This window comes from Streptomyces alboniger, assembly GCF_008704395.1.
In the GTDB taxonomy this organism is placed as follows: domain Bacteria; phylum Actinomycetota; class Actinomycetes; order Streptomycetales; family Streptomycetaceae; genus Streptomyces; species Streptomyces alboniger.
This window is the reverse complement of record NZ_CP023695.1, coordinates 2,850,004-2,867,159: the sequence shown is the minus strand read 5'-3', so window position 1 is coordinate 2,867,159 and position 17,156 is coordinate 2,850,004. Positions and strand designations below refer to the sequence as shown.

The 17,156-nt window shown below is 71.0% G+C and carries 15 protein-coding genes and 1 tRNA gene; 5 read left to right on the top strand and 11 right to left on the bottom strand.

The window, feature by feature from the left end; all coding sequences use genetic code 11:
- Positions 1–60: 60 nt before the first annotated feature.
- Positions 61–765 (top strand): response regulator transcription factor, encoded by a 705-nt coding sequence (locus CP975_RS12535; protein WP_055528012.1) that lies wholly within the window; start codon positions 61–63, stop codon positions 763–765.
- Positions 762–2,138 (top strand): sensor histidine kinase, encoded by a 1,377-nt coding sequence (locus tag CP975_RS12530; protein WP_055528014.1) that lies wholly within the window; start codon positions 762–764, stop codon positions 2,136–2,138. Before CP975_RS12535 ends, CP975_RS12530 begins: the two co-directional genes overlap by 4 nt.
- Positions 2,139–2,260: 122 nt before the next feature.
- Here the strand turns inward: CP975_RS12530 and CP975_RS12525 are convergent, their stop codons facing one another.
- The 4 genes from CP975_RS12525 to CP975_RS12510 all read right to left on the bottom strand — a co-directional run bounded on the left by CP975_RS12525 (position 2,261) and on the right by CP975_RS12510 (position 6,971).
- Entirely contained in the window at positions 2,261–3,667 is a 1,407-nt protein-coding gene (locus CP975_RS12525) for a GH1 family beta-glucosidase (protein ID WP_055528016.1), read from the bottom strand.
- Between the two features lie 120 nt (positions 3,668–3,787).
- Complete coding sequence (locus tag CP975_RS12520) at positions 3,788–4,645, bottom strand: carbohydrate ABC transporter permease (RefSeq protein ID WP_055535320.1); 858 nt, start codon at positions 4,643–4,645, stop codon at positions 3,788–3,790.
- The gene (locus CP975_RS12515; protein WP_055535322.1) at positions 4,642–5,658 is read right to left on the bottom strand and encodes a carbohydrate ABC transporter permease; all 1,017 of its coding nucleotides are present in this window, start codon (positions 5,656–5,658) and stop codon (positions 4,642–4,644) included. Before CP975_RS12515 ends, CP975_RS12520 begins: the two co-directional genes overlap by 4 nt.
- 5 nt (positions 5,659–5,663) lie before the next feature.
- A complete protein-coding gene (locus CP975_RS12510; protein ID WP_055535324.1) occupies positions 5,664–6,971 on the bottom strand; it encodes an ABC transporter substrate-binding protein in 1,308 nt (435 codons plus the stop codon).
- Positions 6,972–7,270: 299 nt separating this feature from the next.
- On the opposite strand from CP975_RS12510, the gene CP975_RS12505 reads away from it, so the two are divergent.
- Positions 7,271–8,326, top strand: a complete 1,056-nt coding sequence (locus CP975_RS12505) for a LacI family DNA-binding transcriptional regulator (RefSeq protein ID WP_055535327.1) — start codon at positions 7,271–7,273, stop codon at positions 8,324–8,326.
- Positions 8,327–8,392: 66 nt separating this feature from the next.
- On the opposite strand, the gene CP975_RS12500 is transcribed toward CP975_RS12505, so the two are convergent.
- The 4 genes from CP975_RS12500 to CP975_RS12485 form a co-directional block, all read right to left on the bottom strand.
- Positions 8,393–8,465 (bottom strand) — tRNA-His (locus CP975_RS12500).
- Between the two features lie 122 nt (positions 8,466–8,587).
- Positions 8,588–9,190, bottom strand: a complete 603-nt coding sequence (gene orn / locus CP975_RS12495; RefSeq protein WP_055535330.1) for an oligoribonuclease — start codon at positions 9,188–9,190, stop codon at positions 8,588–8,590.
- A gap of 10 nt (positions 9,191–9,200) precedes the next feature.
- Positions 9,201–10,430: a helix-turn-helix domain-containing protein gene (locus CP975_RS12490; RefSeq protein WP_055535332.1), complete on the bottom strand. Its 1,230-nt coding sequence runs from the start codon at positions 10,428–10,430 to the stop codon at positions 9,201–9,203.
- A 424-nt stretch (positions 10,431–10,854) separates the two neighbouring features.
- On the bottom strand, positions 10,855–11,226 hold the full coding sequence (locus tag CP975_RS12485; RefSeq protein ID WP_425474248.1) for a hypothetical protein: 372 nt from the start codon (positions 11,224–11,226) through the stop codon (positions 10,855–10,857).
- A gap of 355 nt (positions 11,227–11,581) precedes the next feature.
- Here CP975_RS12485 and CP975_RS12480 point away from each other — a divergent pair, with 355 nt between their 5' ends.
- Entirely contained in the window at positions 11,582–12,106 is a 525-nt protein-coding gene (locus tag CP975_RS12480) for a universal stress protein (RefSeq protein WP_055536423.1), read from the top strand.
- A 105-nt stretch (positions 12,107–12,211) separates the two neighbouring features.
- Here CP975_RS12480 and glmS read toward each other — a convergent pair whose 3' ends face one another.
- The 3 genes from glmS to CP975_RS12465 form a co-directional block, all read right to left on the bottom strand.
- A complete protein-coding gene (gene glmS, locus CP975_RS12475; RefSeq protein WP_055536422.1) occupies positions 12,212–14,029 on the bottom strand; it encodes a glutamine--fructose-6-phosphate transaminase (isomerizing) in 1,818 nt (605 codons plus the stop codon).
- A gap of 10 nt (positions 14,030–14,039) precedes the next feature.
- Positions 14,040–14,297 carry a hypothetical protein gene (locus tag CP975_RS12470; RefSeq protein WP_030790077.1) on the bottom strand — a complete coding sequence of 86 codons (258 nt, stop codon included), beginning with the start codon at positions 14,295–14,297 and terminating at the stop codon, positions 14,040–14,042.
- A gap of 121 nt (positions 14,298–14,418) precedes the next feature.
- Positions 14,419–15,312, bottom strand: coding sequence for a DUF4429 domain-containing protein (locus CP975_RS12465; protein ID WP_150476870.1), 894 nt, complete (start codon positions 15,310–15,312; stop codon positions 14,419–14,421).
- 230 nt (positions 15,313–15,542) lie between these two features.
- Here CP975_RS12465 and CP975_RS12460 point away from each other — a divergent pair, with 230 nt between their 5' ends.
- Positions 15,543–17,105: a beta-N-acetylhexosaminidase gene (locus tag CP975_RS12460; RefSeq protein ID WP_281292883.1), complete on the top strand. Its 1,563-nt coding sequence runs from the start codon at positions 15,543–15,545 to the stop codon at positions 17,103–17,105.
- Positions 17,106–17,156: the final 51 nt, after the last annotated feature.

Below are 17,156 nucleotides of genomic sequence, written 5' to 3'. Positions count from 1 at the left end.
GACGGGGGGCGGGCGGTGCACGGCGGACCACGTTCCTCCGTATGGCGTACGGTGCCGCCCATGGCAAGTGTGCTCGTCGTCGAGGACGACCAGTTCGTACGCTCCGCCCTCATCCGGCACCTGACCGAGGCGTCGCACACCGTGCGCAGCGTCGGCACGGCCCTGGAGGCGCTGCGTGAGGTCGCCCATTTCCGCTTTGACCTGGTGATCCTGGATCTCGGCCTGCCCGACCTCGACGGGTCGGAGGCGCTCAAGATGCTGCGCGGCATCACGGACGTACCCGTGATCATCGCCACCGCGCGGGACGACGAGGCGGAGATCGTACGGCTCCTCAACGACGGCGCCGACGACTACCTCACCAAGCCGTTCTCCGTCGAACACCTGTCGGCGCGGATGGCCGCCGTGCTGCGCCGCGCGCGCGGTACGGCCGGTGAGGCGCCGCCGAGCAACGTGCTCCAGGTCGGCGGGCTCTCCATCGACCCGCTGCGGCGCCAGGCCGATCTCGACGGGGCGCGGCTCGACCTGACCCGCCGCGAGTTCGACCTGCTCGCCTTCCTCGCCGGGCGGCCCGGTGTCGTCGTGCCCCGCAGGGAACTGCTCGCCGAGGTGTGGCAGCAGAGCTACGGGGACGACCAGACCATCGACGTCCATCTGTCGTGGCTGCGGCGGAAGCTGGGCGAGACCGCCGCGCGGCCGCGTTACCTGCACACCCTGCGCGGGGTCGGCGTGAAGCTGGAGCCGCCGGCGGCGGAGCCACCGCGGTGAGATGGGCCCTCGTCAAGGTGTGCCTGGCCGTCACGGCAATGGTCGTGGTGGCCTTCGCGGTGCCGCTCGGCCTCGTCGTCAAGGAGATGGCCAGGGACCGCGCCGTCTCGAACGCGGAGCGGCACGGCGCGGGCATGGGCCCCACGCTCTCCATCACCACCGACCGCGAGGAGCTGACCCGGGCCGTCGCCACGTCCGAGGCGGGCGGCAACGGGCGGATGGCCGTGTACGTACCGGAGGTCGACGGTGCCCCTGCCTTCGAGGTCGGTGATCCGCGGGCGGGCGCGCGGGCCGTCGAGGCCACCCGCGCGGAGGGCCGCGCGAGGACCGCCGAGGTGCCCGGTGGCTTCGTGGTGCTCCAGCCGACCGCGCTCAGCTCGGGCACGGCGGTCGTGGAGATCTTCGTGCCGGAGGCCGAGGTCAGCAACGGCGTGACGACCGCGTGGCTGGTGCTCGCGGGCGTCGGCATCGCGCTCGTCATCGGATCGGTGGCGGTCGCGGACCGTCTCGGCGTACGCATGGTCCGGCCCGCCAAGCGGCTGGCGGGCGCCGCGCACGACCTCGGGGAGGGGAAGCTCGGGGCGCGGGTGCCCGAGGAGGGCCCGACGGAGCTGCGGCTCGCGGCGGTCGCCTTCAACTCCATGGCCGACCAGGTCGTGCAGCTCCTCGCCAACGAACGGGAGCTGGCGGCCGACCTGTCCCACCGGCTGCGTACGCCGCTGACCGTGCTGCGGCTGAACACCGCCTCGCTCGGCGACGGTCCCGCGGCCGAGCAGACCCGCGTCGCCGTCGAACGCCTGGAACGCGAGGTCGACACGATCATCCGCACGGCACGGGACGCCAAGCCCCGGACGGCGGCGGCGACGGCGGCCGGGCCCGGCGCGGGCTGCGACGCCGCGGAGGTGATCCGCGAGCGGATGGCGTTCTGGTCGGCGCTCGCCGAGGACGAGGGCCGTGAGGTGCGTGTGGCGGGGGTGGAGCGGCCGGTGCGGGTGCCGGTGGCCCGGGCGGAACTGGTCGCCGCGATGGACGCCTTGCTCGGCAACGTCTTCCGGCACACCGGTGAGGGGACGGCCTTCTCGGTGGACGTGCACAGCGGCGAGGACGCGGTGATCGTCCTCGTCTCCGACGCGGGGCCCGGGATCGCCGACCCCGAGGCCGCGTTGGCGCGGGGCGCGGGGTCCGGGGCGGACGGGTCCACGGGGCTCGGCCTGGACATCGTGCGCCGCCTCGCCGAGTCGACGGGCGGCGACGTCCGTGTCGGCAGCTCGGTCCTCGGCGGTGCGGAGGTCCGCCTCTGGCTCCAGAGGGGGGCTCGCCGGGGGGCGTTGGGCCGCCGTGGGCACCGGGCCCGGAGACGTGCCGTCGGCTAGGCGTGGCTCCCTGCGGGTGCGTCGTGGTTGCTCGCCGTTCCCCGCGCCCCTTACGGGGCCCGGCTTAGCGCCCCTCAGGGGCGCGGGGAACTGCGCGACCAGCCCCCACCGGGTCGCAGATGTCACTCGGCCAGCGAACCCGTCCTGGCGACCGCCGCATACCACTCCGCGCTGGACTTCGGAGTCCGCACCTGCGTCTCGTAGTCCACGTACACCGCGCCGAACCGCTTGCTGTAGCCGTACGCCCATTCGAAGTTGTCCAGGAGTGACCACAGGTAGTACCCGCGGACATCGGCGCCGTCGGTGAGGGCGCGGCGGACCGCGGCCAGATGGCCGTGGAGGTAGGCGATCCGCTCCGGGTCGTGGACGCGGCCGTCGGCGTCGGGCTTGTCGTCGCAGGCCGCGCCGTTCTCCGTCACGTACAGCGGAAGCCCCGACGCCTCCCGGGTGTACCGCATGATCAGCTCGTGCAGCCCCGTCGGGTCGATGGTCCAGCCCATCTCGGTGCACTCGCCCGGCGTCTGGTGGAAGGCGACGTCCGCGGCCCCCGGCCAGGGCGAGTGGTCGCTGGCGCCGTGCCCGTCGGCGCGGGCGTCGCCCGGGGCCTCCGGTGCGGCAGACACCAGCGCGGGCGTGTAGTAGTTGAGGCCCAGCGCGTCCAGCGGCTGGTGGATGGCGGCCAGATCCCCCTCGCGGACGCAGGACCAGTCGGTGATCCGGGCGGTGTCGGCCAGCAGGTCGGCCGGGTAGGCGCCGTGCAGCATCGGGCCGTGGAAGACGCCGTTGGCGAGGTTGTCGATGCGCCGCCGCGCGTCCAGGTCCCGGGGGTCCTGGGAAACCGCCCTGACCACCGCGGAGTTGAGGCTCACCGCGACCCGGGCGCGGGCCGGCAGAGCGGCGCGCAGTGCCTGGGTGCCGAGGCCGTGCGCGAGGTTGAGGTGGTGCGCGGCGTGGAGGGCGGCCGCGGGGTCGGTGCGCCCGGGGGCGTGCACCCCTGAGCCGTAGCCCAGGAAGGCGCTGCACCACGGTTCGTTGAGCGTGATCCAGGACTCGACGCGGTCGCCCAGCGCCTCGGCCACCAGACCCGCGTACTCGGCGAAGCGGTACGCGGTCTCCCGCGCGGGCCAGCCGCCCGCGTCCTCCAGCTCCTGGGGCAGGTCCCAGTGGTAGAGGGTCAGGGCGGGCTCGATGCCCTGGGAGAGCAGCTCGTCGACCAGGCGGCGGTAGAAGTCCAGGCCGCGCTGGACGGCCGGGCCGCGTCCGGTGGGCTGCACCCGGGACCAGGAGACGGAGAACCGGTAGGCGGTCAGACCGAGGCGTGCCATGAGCGCCACGTCGTCGCGGTAGCGGTGGTAGTGCTCGGCGGCGACGTCACCGGTGTCGCCGCCGTGCGTGCGGCCCGGCGTGTGGCTGAAGGTGTCCCAGATGGAGGGGGTGCGGCCGTCCTCGCGTACGGCGCCCTCGATCTGGTACGCGGAGGTGGCGGCGCCCCAGAGGAAACCGGCCGGAAAGGTGAGGGATTCAGGCATGGAAGCGCTCCCATCGGAAGGGGGGAAGAGGGAAGAGGGCCACGGGGACCACGAGGGAGGAGGGGGAGGGAGTCCCCGGGAGCCTCCGAGGGGCCGGGGCCCTCGGAGGCTCCCGGGGACTCAGCCCTTGACCGCCCCCTGCATGATCCCGCTCACGATCTGCTTGCCGAACAGGATGAACGCCAGGAGCAGCGGCAGCGTGCCGAGCAGCGCGCCCGCCATGATCACCGCCCGGTCGGGGATGTACCCCGTGCCGAGGGAGTTGAGCGCCACCTGCACGGTGGGGTTCGACTGGTTCAGGGCGATGATCGGCCACAGGAAGTCGTTCCAGGCCATCACGAACGTCAGCAGACCGAGGACGGCCATCGCGGGCCGCGCCGCGGGGAACACCACGTGCCAGATGATGCGCAGACTGCTCGCCCCGTCCATCCGCGCCGCCTCGATCAGCTCGCTGGGCAGGGCCTGCACCAGGTACTGCCGCATGAAGAACACCCCGAAGGCGCTCACGAACGTCGGCAGGATCACGGCCTGGAGCTGGTTGGTCCACTGGAGGTCGGCGATCCACAGATACAGCGGTACGACGCTCAGCTGCGGCGGCACCATCATCGTGCCGATGGTCAGGACGAGCAGCGCCCCGCTGAACCTGAACTTCAGCTTGGCGAAGGCGAATCCGGCGATCGTGGAGAACAGGACGGTGCCGAGGGTGATGCTGCCCGCCACGATCGTGGTGTTCAGCATCGCGTCGCCGAGGCTCGCCTCCTTCCACGCCCTTTCGAGGTTCTTGAAGAGGTTCCCGCCGAACCACAGGGGCGGCGGTGTCCGGGCGAGCCGCCCCTGGGTCCGTGAGGCCGCGATCGCCGTCCAGACCAGCGGCGCCAGCGAGATGGCGGTGAACAGCGAGAGGACGGCGTAGGTGAGGGGCCCCGCGTGCATCGTGCGGCCGGCCTTGAGGCCCATGGTGCGGGCGCGGGTCTTCATCGGTCCTTCCTCAGGCGTCGGGCGATCAGCAGGTTGACCGCGGCGATGAGCAGCAGGATCAGGAGCATCAGCCAGGCGACGGCCGACGCCCTGCCCAGGTGGCCGTTGATCCAGCCCTGGTCGTACAGATAGAGCCCGAGGGTCTGGAACTGGTGGTCGGCGCCGCCCTTGGACCCGGCGGTCCCGCCGAACAGCAGGGGCTCGCCGAAGAGCTGGGTCGCGCCGATCGTGGAGACGACCACGGTGAACAGGATCGTCGGGCGCAGCATCGGGATCGTCACGTGCCGGAACTGCTGCCAGCGCGAGGCGCCGTCCAGCGAGGCCGACTCGTACAGGTCGTGCGGTACGGCCTGCATCGCCGCCAGATAGATGAGGGCGTTGTAGCCGGTCCAGCGCCAGATGACGATCGACGACACGGCGAACTGCGAACCCCAGGACGACTCACGCCAGTTGACAGGGTCGAAGCCCACCGACCCGATCATCCAGTTGACCATCCCGCCGTCCCACGCGAAGAGCAGCGTGAAGACCAGCGAGGCGCTCGCCACCGAGGTGGCGTACGGCGCGAGCATCGCCACCCGCCACAGCGTGGAGCCGCGCAGCTTGTAGTTGAGCAGGTGCGCGATGCCGAGTGCCATGGCCAGCTGAGGGACGGTGGAGATGACGCCGATGGTGAAGGTGTTGCCGAGCGCGTTCCAGAAGTAGTCGCTCTGCAAGAGGTTGGTGTAGTTCTCCAGGCCGAGCCAGGTGCTGTCGTTGAGGTTGGTCAGCTCCAGGCGGTGCAGCGAGGCCCAGCCGGTGTAGAGGAGCGGGAAGAGGCCGAAGGCGCCGAAGAAGAGGAAGAACGGCGCGACGAAGACGTACGGCGACGCCTTTGTGTCCCAGCGGTACAGGCGGCTGCGCCACGAGGACGTCGTGGGGGAGGACGCGCGGCCGGCCGTCGCGGGCCGGGCCGCGCCCCCCTCCCCGGAGGGCCCGGGGAGGGGAGTCTCGGCGTACTCAGTCGTCTCGGACATGGGCGTCACTGTCCCAGAACATCCTTGATCTCCTTCTGGGCCGCCTCCCAGCCCTCCTCGGGAGACTTGCCCTGCTGCTCCACCTGGAGCACACCGATGTCCGTGATGGACTGGCCGATCTGGGCGTCCTTGACGCCGTAGACGGCCGAGGGGATGTTCTTGGCGACGCCGGCGTAGATCCGGGTGATGGGCGCGTCGCTGAAGTACGCCTTGGTGGCCGCCGACGGCTTCAGCTCGTCGTAGACCGACGGGGTGGAGGGGAAGCTGGCCTGCTTGGCGAAGATCTTCGCGAGCTGCTCGGGCCGGGTCAGCCAGACGGCCAGCTCGGTCGCCTCCTTCTTGTGCTTGCCCGCGCTCGGCACCCCGAGGAAGGCCCCGCCCCAGTTGCCGTCCGTGGGCGCCTTGGCCATGTCCCACTTGCCCTTGCCGCCCGGTCCCGTCTTCTCCTGGATGTAACCGGCCATCCAGGCGGGGCAGGCCACCGTGGCGAACCTGGCGTTGGCAAAGCCCTGGTCCCACGTCGGGTCGAACTGCTTGAGCTTGGCGGACATGCCGCCCCGGGCGACCTTCATCGCCGCGTCCCAGGCGTCCTTGCGGCCCTGGCTCTTCTCGTAGATCTCCTCGCCGTTCTCGTCGTAGTAGCGCTCGGTGGCGCCCGCGAAGACGGCGTTGTAGACGCTGGAGGCGGAGTCGACGAACTTGGTGCCCTTCGGCGCCTTCTTCATGTACTTCTCGCCGAGCGCGACGTACTTGTCCCAGTCGCCCGCCCACTCCTTCGCGAGCTGCTCGCGGTCGGTGGGCAGGTCCGCCTTCTCGAAGAGGTCCTTGCGGTAGCAGAGCGCGGTGGGGCCGATGTCGACCCCGAGGCCGACCGTCTTCCCGTCCTCGGTCGTCGCCTGCTTCCACTTCCAGTCGAGGTACGCGGACTTCTCCACGCCCTCCGCCTTGCCCAGGTCCTCGAACTTGGCGCCCTGGGTCTGCACGATCTCCGTGATGTTGCTGACCTCGATGGCCGCCACGTCGTTGACACCCGCGCCGGACTGGAGCTGGGTGAGCAGCTTCGGGTAATAGGCGTCGTTCCGCTCGATGACGTTCTCTTTGATCCTGATGTCCGGGTGGGCCTTCTCGTACTCCTCGTACAGGCCCGCCTGCTTGAGGCCCAGCACGCCGAACGTACCCACGTTGAGCGTGATCTTGCCGTCGCCCGCCGATCCGTCGTCGTCGCTGGAACAAGCGGCCAGCAGACTCGCGGCCAGGGCGGTCACGGCCGCGTAGGTCACCACTCGGCGGGACCGGCCGGAACTCGTGTGCATGACGTCCTCCTGTTGCCTGACGTGCCCACCCCCGGCCAACTGCTGTGCTGGGCCTGATGGTTCACTCTGCGGCGCGGGCGGGGAACGTGCGGGATGTGTACGGGTCAGGTACTGTGGGAGCGCTCCCACTGATGATTGCTTGAAGACTCGTGGCTGGGGCCGGGGGTGTCAAGGGACCGGACAGGGAGTTGCGTCTTCGGTTATCGGGCCGTTACGGGACCCTCGCGCTTTCGCCCCTCGGCCCGGCGAAGATCCGGCTGTTACATTCCTCGCCGGGGGAAGGCGACGGGAGGCGGACAATGGCAGCTCACGCAGCGCGCGGCCGCAGCGGCGGACGGCCCACTCTGGAGGAGGTCGCCGCCCGGGCGGGAGTAGGCCGGGGGACGGTGTCCCGCGTGATCAACGGCTCGCCGAGGGTGAGCGCCGCGACCCGCACGGCCGTCGAGGCCGCCGTGGCCGAGCTGGGGTACGTGCCCAATACGGCGGCCCGCGCCCTGGCCGCCAACCGCACGGACGCGATCGCCCTGGTCGTGCCCGAGCCCGAGACCCGCTTCTTCGCCGAGCCGTACTTCTCCGATGTGCTGCGCGGCGTGGGCGCCCAGCTCAGCGAGACCGAGATGCAGCTGCTGCTGATCTTCGCGGGCAACGACCAGCGGCGTCAGCGCCTGGCCCAGTACCTCGCGGCCCACCGCGTCGACGGCGTCCTGCTGGTCTCGGTGCACGCCGACGACCCGCTGCCCGACCTGCTGGCCCAGCTGGAGATCCCCGCCGTGATCAGCGGTCGGCGCTCGGCTGAGGAGGCGCTGCCGTCGGTCGACTCCGACAACTTCGCCGGGGCGTGCTCGGCCATGCGGCACCTCATGGCCCGCGGCCGCACGGCCATAGCCACCATCACCGGCCGCCTCGACGTGTACGGGGCCCAGCGCCGCCTGGACGGCTATCGCGCCGCCCTGGAGGACGCGGGCCGCACGGTGGACGAGCGGCTGATCGCGCAGGGCGACTTCACGGAGGAGGGCGGGCGCCGCGCCATGCGGGAGCTGCTCGCGGCCCGCCCCGACCTCGACGCGGTCTTCGCGGGCTCGGACGTGATGGCGGCGGGTGCCCGGCAGGCGCTGCGGGAGGCCGGACGCCGGATACCGGACGACGTGGCGCTGGTCGGCTTCGACGACTCGGCGATCGCGCGCCACATGGATCCGCCGCTCACCAGCGTCCGCCAGCCCATCGAGGAGATGGGGCGGGCGATGATCGATCTGCTGCTCGCGGAGATCGCGGACAGCCGCCCGGCCGCCGCCCGGCGCCTGGAGCGGCGCCAGCTGGTGCTCCCGACGGAACTGGTCGAGCGGGATTCTTCCTGAGGCGCCTCGCGCGTTCCGAGAAGGCGAAAGGGCCCCGGCTCTCTCGAACCGGGGCCCTTTCTTCAGGGTGAGTGACGGGACTTGAACCCGCGGCCACCTGGACCACAACCAGGTGCTCTACCAACTGAGCTACACCCACCATGTCCGGTCGTTCTGCGTTCTTCCGACCGGCCGAGAAAAAGTGTACAGGGTCCGAAGGGGTGCTCGCGCACGCGTTTTCCGGACCCCGTACACAGGGCGCTCGTGGAGCCGCCGCGGAGGCTACTCCGCGGACAGCACGTGCTTGGCGGCGATCGACTTCGCGGTGTCCGAGTCCGGGCCCGGCTGCGGGACGAAGATCGCCTCGCGGTAGTAGCGCAGCTCGGCGATGGACTCGCGGATGTCGGCGAGGGCGCGGTGGTTGCCGTTCTTGTCCGGGCTGTTGAAGTACGCCCGGGGGTACCAGCGCCGCGCCAGCTCCTTGATGGAGGAGACGTCGACGATCCGGTAGTGGAGGTACTGCTCCAGGGTCCCCATGTCCCGCGCCAGGAAGCCGCGGTCGGTGCCGACCGAGTTTCCGCACAGCGGAGCCTTCCGCGGCTCCTTGACGTGCTCACGTACGTACGCCAGGACCTGCTCCTCGGCGTCGGCCAGCGTGGTGCCGCCGGCCAGTTCGTCGAGGAGCCCCGAGGCGGTGTGCATGGCGCGCACCACCTCGGGCATGGTCTCCAGGGCCGCGTCCGGCGGGCGGATCACGATGTCCACCCCTTCGCCGAGCACGTTCAGTTCCGAGTCGGTGACCAGTGCGGCCACCTCGATAAGTGCGTCGTCCGTCAACGAGAGCCCGGTCATCTCGCAGTCGATCCACACCATGCGGTCGTTCATGCGTCTTACCCTACGGCGCGCTCCTCTGGCCGGGCAGGGGCGCACGTCCCGGTGCGTACACGTCCGAGTGCGGCTTGCCCGGGTCGGCGGACATGGAGGCCGAGGGGCCGAGCGCGCTGGCCGCCGCCGTCCGCCGGGTCTGGGTCGGCACCGGGCCCGCCTCCACCAGCGCGGGCATGGCCTGCGAGGCCGCCGGAGCGGACTCCAGCGTGCGCTCGCCCTGCGGCCTGCGGGCGCGGTAGGCCGCCCGGTACGCGGCGGGGGACGAGCCCAGCTGGCGCCGGAAGTGGCCCCGCAGCGCGACCGGCGAGCGGAAGCCGCAGCGGCCCGCCACCTCGTCGACGGAGTAGTCGGACGTCTCCAGGAGACGCTGCGCCTGGAGCACCCGCTGAGTGATCAGCCACTGGAGGGGAGCGCTCCCGGTGAGCGAGCGGAACCTGCGGTCGAAGGTCCGCCTGCTCATGTACGCGCGCGCGGCCAGCGTCTCCACGTCGAACTGCTCGTGGAGGTGTTCGAGCGCCCAGGCGACGACCTCGGCGAGCGGGTCGGCGCCGATCTCCTCTGGTAAAGACCTGTCGAGATAGCGCTCCTGACCGCCGGCGCGGCGCGGCGGCACCACGAGCCTGCGGGCGAGCGCGCCCGCCGCCTCGTTGCCGTGGTCCGTGCGCACGATGTGCAGACAGAGATCGATTCCGGCCGCGGTGCCGGCGCTCGTCAGGACGTCCCCGTCGTCGACGAACAGCTCGCGCGGATCCACGTGGACGGACGGGTAGCGCTTCGCGAGCGTCGGCGCGTACATCCAGTGGGTGGTCGCGGGCCGGCCGTCGAGCAGTCCCGCCGCGGCCAGTACGAACGCGCCGGTGCAGAGCCCGACGATGCGGGCACCCTCCTCGTGCGCGCGGCGCAGCGCGTCGAGTGCCTCCGGTGGCGGTGGAGACGTGATCGACCGCCAGGCCGGTACGACGACCGTGCCCGCCCTGCCGATGGCCTCCAGGCCGTGCGGCGCGGTGAGTTCGAGCCCGCCGGTGGTCCGCAGCGGGCCGTCCTCGCCGGCGCACACGAGCAGCCGGTAGCGGGGCACCCCGGCGTCCTGCCGGTCGATGCCGAAGACGGAGAGCGGTATGGAACTCTCGAAGATGGGGCCACCGCTGAAGAGCAGCACCGCTACGATCTCCCGGCGGCGGCGTCCGGAGAGCTTCCGGGCCGTGGTCTCCGGCGCGGCAGTGGAGTCGTGGCTCATGGTGCTAAACCCCCCTCGGTCGTAGCGGCTCCCCGTTCCTGGCGTGCTTGGTGAGCTTGGTGTTCTTGACGTGCTTGCTGGGCCTGTCGCTCCTGCACGTTTCCCCTCGGTCCTCCACCAGTCCCCCGCCGTACTACAGTCAAGATCGAATCTACTGTGTCCCGTGCTGCCGGGGTGACCAGTTCAGCACCCGGCAGATTGTCGACATGGCAACTTGGCGTGAAGCATTCGATCACGAAGCGTTGCACTCGTGGGCCGGTGCAGGGAAGTGCGCCTGCGCTCCATGGCCGGTCCCCGTAGGGTGCGCACGCCATCGGAGCACCTTTCAGCCCTGGTCGGACGGGGGTTGGGGGCCCGTTCGGCCAAGGAATGCCCGGTTCTCGGAAGTTGGCTGAAAAGCTACGGGAGCGTGTGTGCGAATCAGTCAGTCGACCGGCGCTCTCTCGGCGCTGTGCCGCGTGCCCCGGTGCGCCCCCGTGCCCGTTCTGCCGTGCCGCCCCCGGTGCCCGCTGTTCTGTTCCGCGATCAGCCGCGCGGCGCCCCGCTCGGACTGGCGAAGGAGCACCCGGCAGACCCCGGTGACGGCCGCGAGGCCGAGGGCCGCGCCGCCGGCCCCCGCCAGGGAGATCCCGTACCCCACAAGGACGACGGGAACCAGCACGCAGCTGAACGCGGCCCAGCGGACCACATCGCCCGCCGAGTCCTGCGGGGCCGCCCGCCGTGGCTCCCGTGGGCCGGGGCCGGGGGCCGGACGGCGCTTGCGGGCGGGTGGGGACGCGGTCGAGGATCCAGGCACGGCGTGCTCCCTGTGGCGGTGGCGTACGGGGGTTCAACGCGCGGTCGGGCGGCCGGTCACTGGCGAGGTGCCGGGTGGCCGCCGGACGGGTGCGCAAACCGCCTGTAGGAGGCAGCAACCATTGCCATACGGGCGAGGCTCATGCATGCTCCGGTGAACGCCGGGATGCCCTGTGTGCGGCCCGGTGCGAACCCGCACGGGCTCTTCGCGGGCTCTGGGCAGGAGGGGAGTGTCGCCGTACCCTTGGGGGTATGGGCTTGGGAAGATGATTCCCGGACGACCTTCCAGGTCCTGAACTTTCGCCTCACCTGAAAACGCAGACCCTCCCACAGAGGACTCCTTCGCCGAGACACCCATGGCCGGTCACGAATTCTCCGAACCCGCGGACCGCAAGCGGCAGGTCGCCGATCCGACGACGACCCCCCGCGCGGCGGAAGAACCACGTCATCCCTGCGATCCGGCCTTCCGGCACGGCGTCGTCGTCGGCTTCGACGGCTCGACCTCCAGTGAGCGGGCTCTCGCATATGCCATCGGCATGGCCCATCGCTCGGGATCGGGCCTGATCATCGTGCATGTCGCCAACCGGCTGCCCACCACCGTGTGGGCGGGCTGCGAGCCACCGGTCTTCGTCGACGTGCCGGACCACCGCACCGAGGTGCTCGGACTCGAACTGGCCTGCGCGGACTATCTGACCGAGGTGCCGTGGATCCTCGTCGAGCGCGGCGGCGACATCTGCCACGAGCTGGAGGAGGTCGGCCGCGAGTACAGCGCGGACGCGATCGTCGTCGGCTCCACGCAAGGCATCGTCGGCCGCATCTTCGGCTCCGTCGCCGGGCGGTTGGCGCGGCGGGCGCAGCGGCCCGTCATCGTCATTCCGTAGCGCGGGTCGGGGTAATGGGCGACCCCGGCCCCTGAGGAACGGCCCCCTGTGTGCTGGTGGCACGCGCAGGGGGCCGTTCATCTGTCATCCGCCGCTGGGCAGGGGCTACTCCACGGTGACGGACTTCGCCAGGTTGCGCGGCTTGTCGATGTCCCGGCCGAGCGCCAACGCCGTGTGGTAGGCGAGGAGTTGGAGCGGGATGCCCATCAGGATCGGGTCCAGCTCGTTCTCGTTCTTCGGGACGATGATCGTCTGGTCGGCCTTCTCCTGCTCCTGGTGCGCGACCGCGAGGATCTTGCCGCTGCGGGCCTTGATCTCCTCCAGGGCCGCGCGGTTCTTCTCCAGGAGGTCGTCGTTCGGGACGATCGCGACGGTGGGGAGCGCGGGCTCGATGAGCGCGAGCGGGCCGTGCTTCAGCTCGGAGGCGGGGTAGGCCTCGGCGTGGATGTACGAGACCTCCTTGAGCTTGAGGGAGGCCTCACGGGCGACGGGGTAGCCCCGTACACGGCCGATGAAGAGCATCGAACGGGCGTCCGCGTAGCTCTTGGCGATCTTCTTGATCTCGTCCTCCTGCTTGAGGATCTCCGAGATCTGGCCGGGCAGCTTGCGCAGGCCCTCGATGATCCGCTTGCCGTCGGAGACCGACAGGTCACGGATGCGGCCCAGGTGCAGGGCGAGCAGGCCGAAGGCGACGGTGGTGTTGGTGAAGCACTTGGTGGAGACGACGCAGACCTCCGGGCCCGCGTGGACGTACACGCCCGCGTCCGCCTCACGCGCGATCGCGGAGCCGACGACGTTCACGACGCCGAGGACGCGGGCGCCCTTGCGCTTCAGCTCCTGGACGGCGGCCAGTACGTCGTACGTCTCACCGGACTGGGAGACCGCGATGTAGAGGGTGTCGGGGTCCACGACCGCGTTGCGGTAGCGGAACTCGGACGCCGGCTCGGCGTCGGCGGGGATACGGGCCAGCTCCTCGATCATCTGGGCGCCGATCATGCCCGCGTGGTACGAGGTGCCGCAGCCGAGGATCTTGACGCGGCGCACCTTGCGGGCGTCGTGCGCGTCGAGGTTCAGGCCGCCGAGATGCACGGTGGAGAAGCGGTCGTCGATGCGGCCGCGCAGGACGCGGTCCACCGCGTCGGGCTGCTCGAAGATCTCCTTGTGCATGTACGTGTCGTGGCCGCCCATGTCGTACGACTCGGCCTCCCACTCCACGGTGGTCGGCGAGGCGGTCGTGCGGGAGCCCTCGGTGGTGTACGTGCGGTAGTCGTCGGCCTTGATGGTGGCCATCTCGCCGTCGTCGAGGGTGACGACCTGGCGGGTGTGCGAGACGAGCGCGGCGACGTCCGAGGCGACGAACATCTCCTTCTCGCCGATGCCGAGGACGACCGGGGAGCCGTTGCGGGCGACGACGATGCGGTCGTGGAAGTCGGCGTGCAGGACGGCGATGCCGTACGTGCCCTCGATGTGCCGCAGCGCCTCGCGGACCTTCTCCTCCAGGGTGTCCGCCTGGGAGCGGGCGATGAGGTGGGTGAGGACCTCGGTGTCGGTCTCGGAGAGGAACTCGACGCCGTCGGCGGTGAGCTTGGCGCGCAGCTCCGAGGCGTTGTCGATGATGCCGTTGTGGACGACCGCGACCTTCTCGTCCTGGGACAGGTGCGGGTGGGCGTTCTCGTCGGAGGGGGCGCCGTGGGTGGCCCAGCGGGTGTGGGCGATGCCGGTGGTGCCCTTGAAGCGGGCGGGGACCCTGGCCTCCAGGTCGCGGACGCGACCCTTGGCCTTGACCGTCCTCAGGCCCGAGGCCTTGGGGCTGGTGACGGCGATGCCCGCCGAGTCGTAGCCGCGGTACTCCAGGCGCTGGAGGCCTTCGAGGAGCAGCGGGGCGACGTCACGCTTGCCGATATAACCGACGATTCCACACATAGAGGGTGTCCTAGCCGTAGATGATGCGGCGCAGTTGCCGGAGGCTCAGCTCCGGCGGCGCGACCGCGCGGTATGCGAGATCCGCCGAGATCTGTTCGAAGATCGCCGCGTTCAGCAGGCCCTGACCCTGCAACTCGCGGTGGCGGCGACGGACGAACTCCTCGGTCGTCTCGTCGAAGTAGGCGAGCACGTCCTGGATGACCCGCAGCGCTTCGCCCCGCTGGAGCGGGGTGCTGCGGGTGAGGTGGTCCACCAGGTCGTCGTGCACTCGATGATCCTGGGGTATCGCATACGCTTTCGCAAGAATCCTGCCCGAAATCGGGCAGGGTCGTGTCGGAACGGGCCAATGCGTGGCGCGAACAGTGTTCACATGCGGCCGCGATCGGCGTTCACATGCGGCGCAGGACCGCCTGCTTGGCCGCCGCGAACTCCTCGTCCGTGAGGATGCCGGACCGGTGGAGTTCGCCCAGCTCGCGCAGGCGGCGCAGCAGGGCGTCGTGGTCGTCGGCCGGGGCCGGTGCCGGGGTGAGGCTCTTGGGGCCGTCGGGCGGCGTGTCCACCGGGGCGGCCGGGGGCACGGGGGCCGAGGGGTGGGGGAGGCGGGCCTGGACCGCGGCGGCGACCAGGGCCATCAGCGGGTCCTTCTTGAAGCCCCACAGCTCGACCGAGTTCGGGTCGTACTTCGGCGGCGCCTTGGTCGGCGCGTTCTTCACGGTGAACCGCAGATAGCCGTTCTCCAGGCCGACCGCGGGCTGCCACTCCACCGCGGCGACATCGGCGAGCGCCAGCGACCTCGTGCCGGACGCGGACTTCGCGTCCTCCGTCTTCCAGTTCCACTCCAGCCGGACGCGCTCCCCGTCGAAGCTCACCGTGCCGTCCCCCGCGGAGACGGACAGCGGCACGGCCGGGCCCGCGAGGAGGTAGGCGGTGCAGGGCGCGGCCGGTACCTGTTCGATCAGATGGGCGTTGCGCACCTCGTCGACCAGGTACTCCGCCACGCCGTACCGGTCCGGCTCCACCACCAGCTGGTAGGGGTCGGCGGCGTCCGTCAGCTGTCCGCCGGCCGCCTGGAGCAGCGGGTCGGCGCCGTCCCGCAGGCGCAGCCGCAACCGGCCCGACTTCTTGCCCTGCTCGAAGGCTATGCCCGCCAACGCGCCGACCGGTATGGCCAGTTCGCCCAGCGTCTTGCGCAGCAGGGACACGCTCTTGTCGTGGCCCGGAACGAGCCGCAGTGTCTCTCCGTCGAAGGTCCAGGTGCCGTCACGCTGGATGATTTCCGCCATGCGGGGATTCTCGCACCGCCCCGGGACGGTCGGTCTACACCCCTTGACCCCTTGTACGGGCCGGGTTACCAAGAGGACCGTTCGCATGCGATGCACCTCAGTTGCGCCCCCGTCGAAGGGATCCGCTTGTGAGAACGCGCCACAGAACCACACGGCCGGTACGAACCACACGGCCGGTACGAAGCGCACGGCCGGTACGAACGGCACGCCTCCTCGGCTCGCTGCTGCTCGTGGCGGCCGCCGGAGTCTCCTCGTTCGCCGCCGCCCCCGCCCCCTCGGGCGCGGCCGAAGCCCCGCTCACCCCGCTCGGCCGGATCGTGCCCGCGCCGATGAAGGCCGAGGCGGGCGGCGCCGGTTACGAGATCACCGCAAGGACCCGGATCCGCGTCGGCAGCCCCGAGGAGCGGCGCGTGGGCGAGTACCTCGCGAAGGTGCTGCGCCCCTCCACCGGCTACGAACTCCCGGTCACCACCGGTGAGGGCGGCGACGGCATCCGGCTGCGGATCAGCGCCGAGCCGGAGAACAAGGTCCTCGGCGGCGAGGGCTACCGGGTCATCTCGACGCGCGGCTCCCTCACCATCACCTCCTGGTCGGACGCCGGGCTCTTCCACGGCGTCCAGACGGTGCGCCAGCAACTGCCCGCGGCCGTGGAGAAGAAGACGAAGCAGCGCGGCCCGTGGCGCGTCGCGGGCGGCACCATCAAGGACATGCCGCGCTACGGCTACCGCTCCACGATGCTCGACGTCTCGCGGCACTTCTTCACCGTCGACCAGGTCAAGCACTATATCGACCAGGCGGCGCTCTACAAGATGAACAAGCTGCACCTGCACCTGAGCGACGACCAGGGCTGGCGCATCGCCATCGACTCCTGGCCGCGCCTGGCCACGTACGGCGGCTCCACACAGGTCGGCGGCGGCAAGGGCGGCTACTACACGAAGGCGCAGTACAAGGAGATCGTCGCCTACGCCGCCTCGCGGCATCTGGAGGTCGTCCCCGAGATCGACATGCCGGGGCACACCAACGCCGCGCTCGCCTCGTACGCCGAACTGAACTGCGACGGCGTCGCCCCGCCGCTCTACACCGGTACCGCGGTCGGATTCAGCTCGCTGTGCGTGAAGAAGGACGTGACGTACGACTTCGTGGACGACGTGGTCCGGGAGCTGGCCGCCATGACGCCCGGCGAGTACCTCCACATCGGCGGCGACGAGGCGCACTCGACCAGCCACGAGGACTTCGTCGCCTTCATGGACAAGGTGCAGCCGGTGGTCGCCAAGTACGGCAAGAAGGTCATGGGCTGGCACCAGCTCGCCGGCGCCGAGCCCGCCGAGGGCGCCGTCGCCCAGTACTGGGGCTACGACAGGACCGGCGCCGCCGAGCGCGAGCAGGTCGTGAACGCCGCGAGGAACGGCACCAAGCTGGTCCTCTCCCCGGCCGACCGCTCCTACCTCGACATGAAGTACACCGCGGACACGCCGCTCGGCCTGTCCTGGGCGGGCCTCGTCGAGGTGCGGCGCTCCTACGACTGGGACCCGGGGACGTATCTCCAGGGGGTGCCCGCCGACGCGGTCATGGGTGTCGAGGCACCGCTATGGACGGAGACCCTGTCGACCTCCGCGCACCTCGACTACATGGCGTTCCCGCGGCTCCCCGGCATCGCCGAACTCGGCTGGTCGCCCGCGGCCACGCACGACTGGGAGCAGTACAAGGGGCGGCTCGCCGCGCAGGCCCCGCGCTGGGACGCGCTCGGCATCGGCTTCTACAGGTCGCCGCAGGTGCCCTGGCCCGCCCGGTAGACACGGAGGCGGGCAGGAAGGCGGGGCTCCCGGGGACCGTCCCGGGAGCCC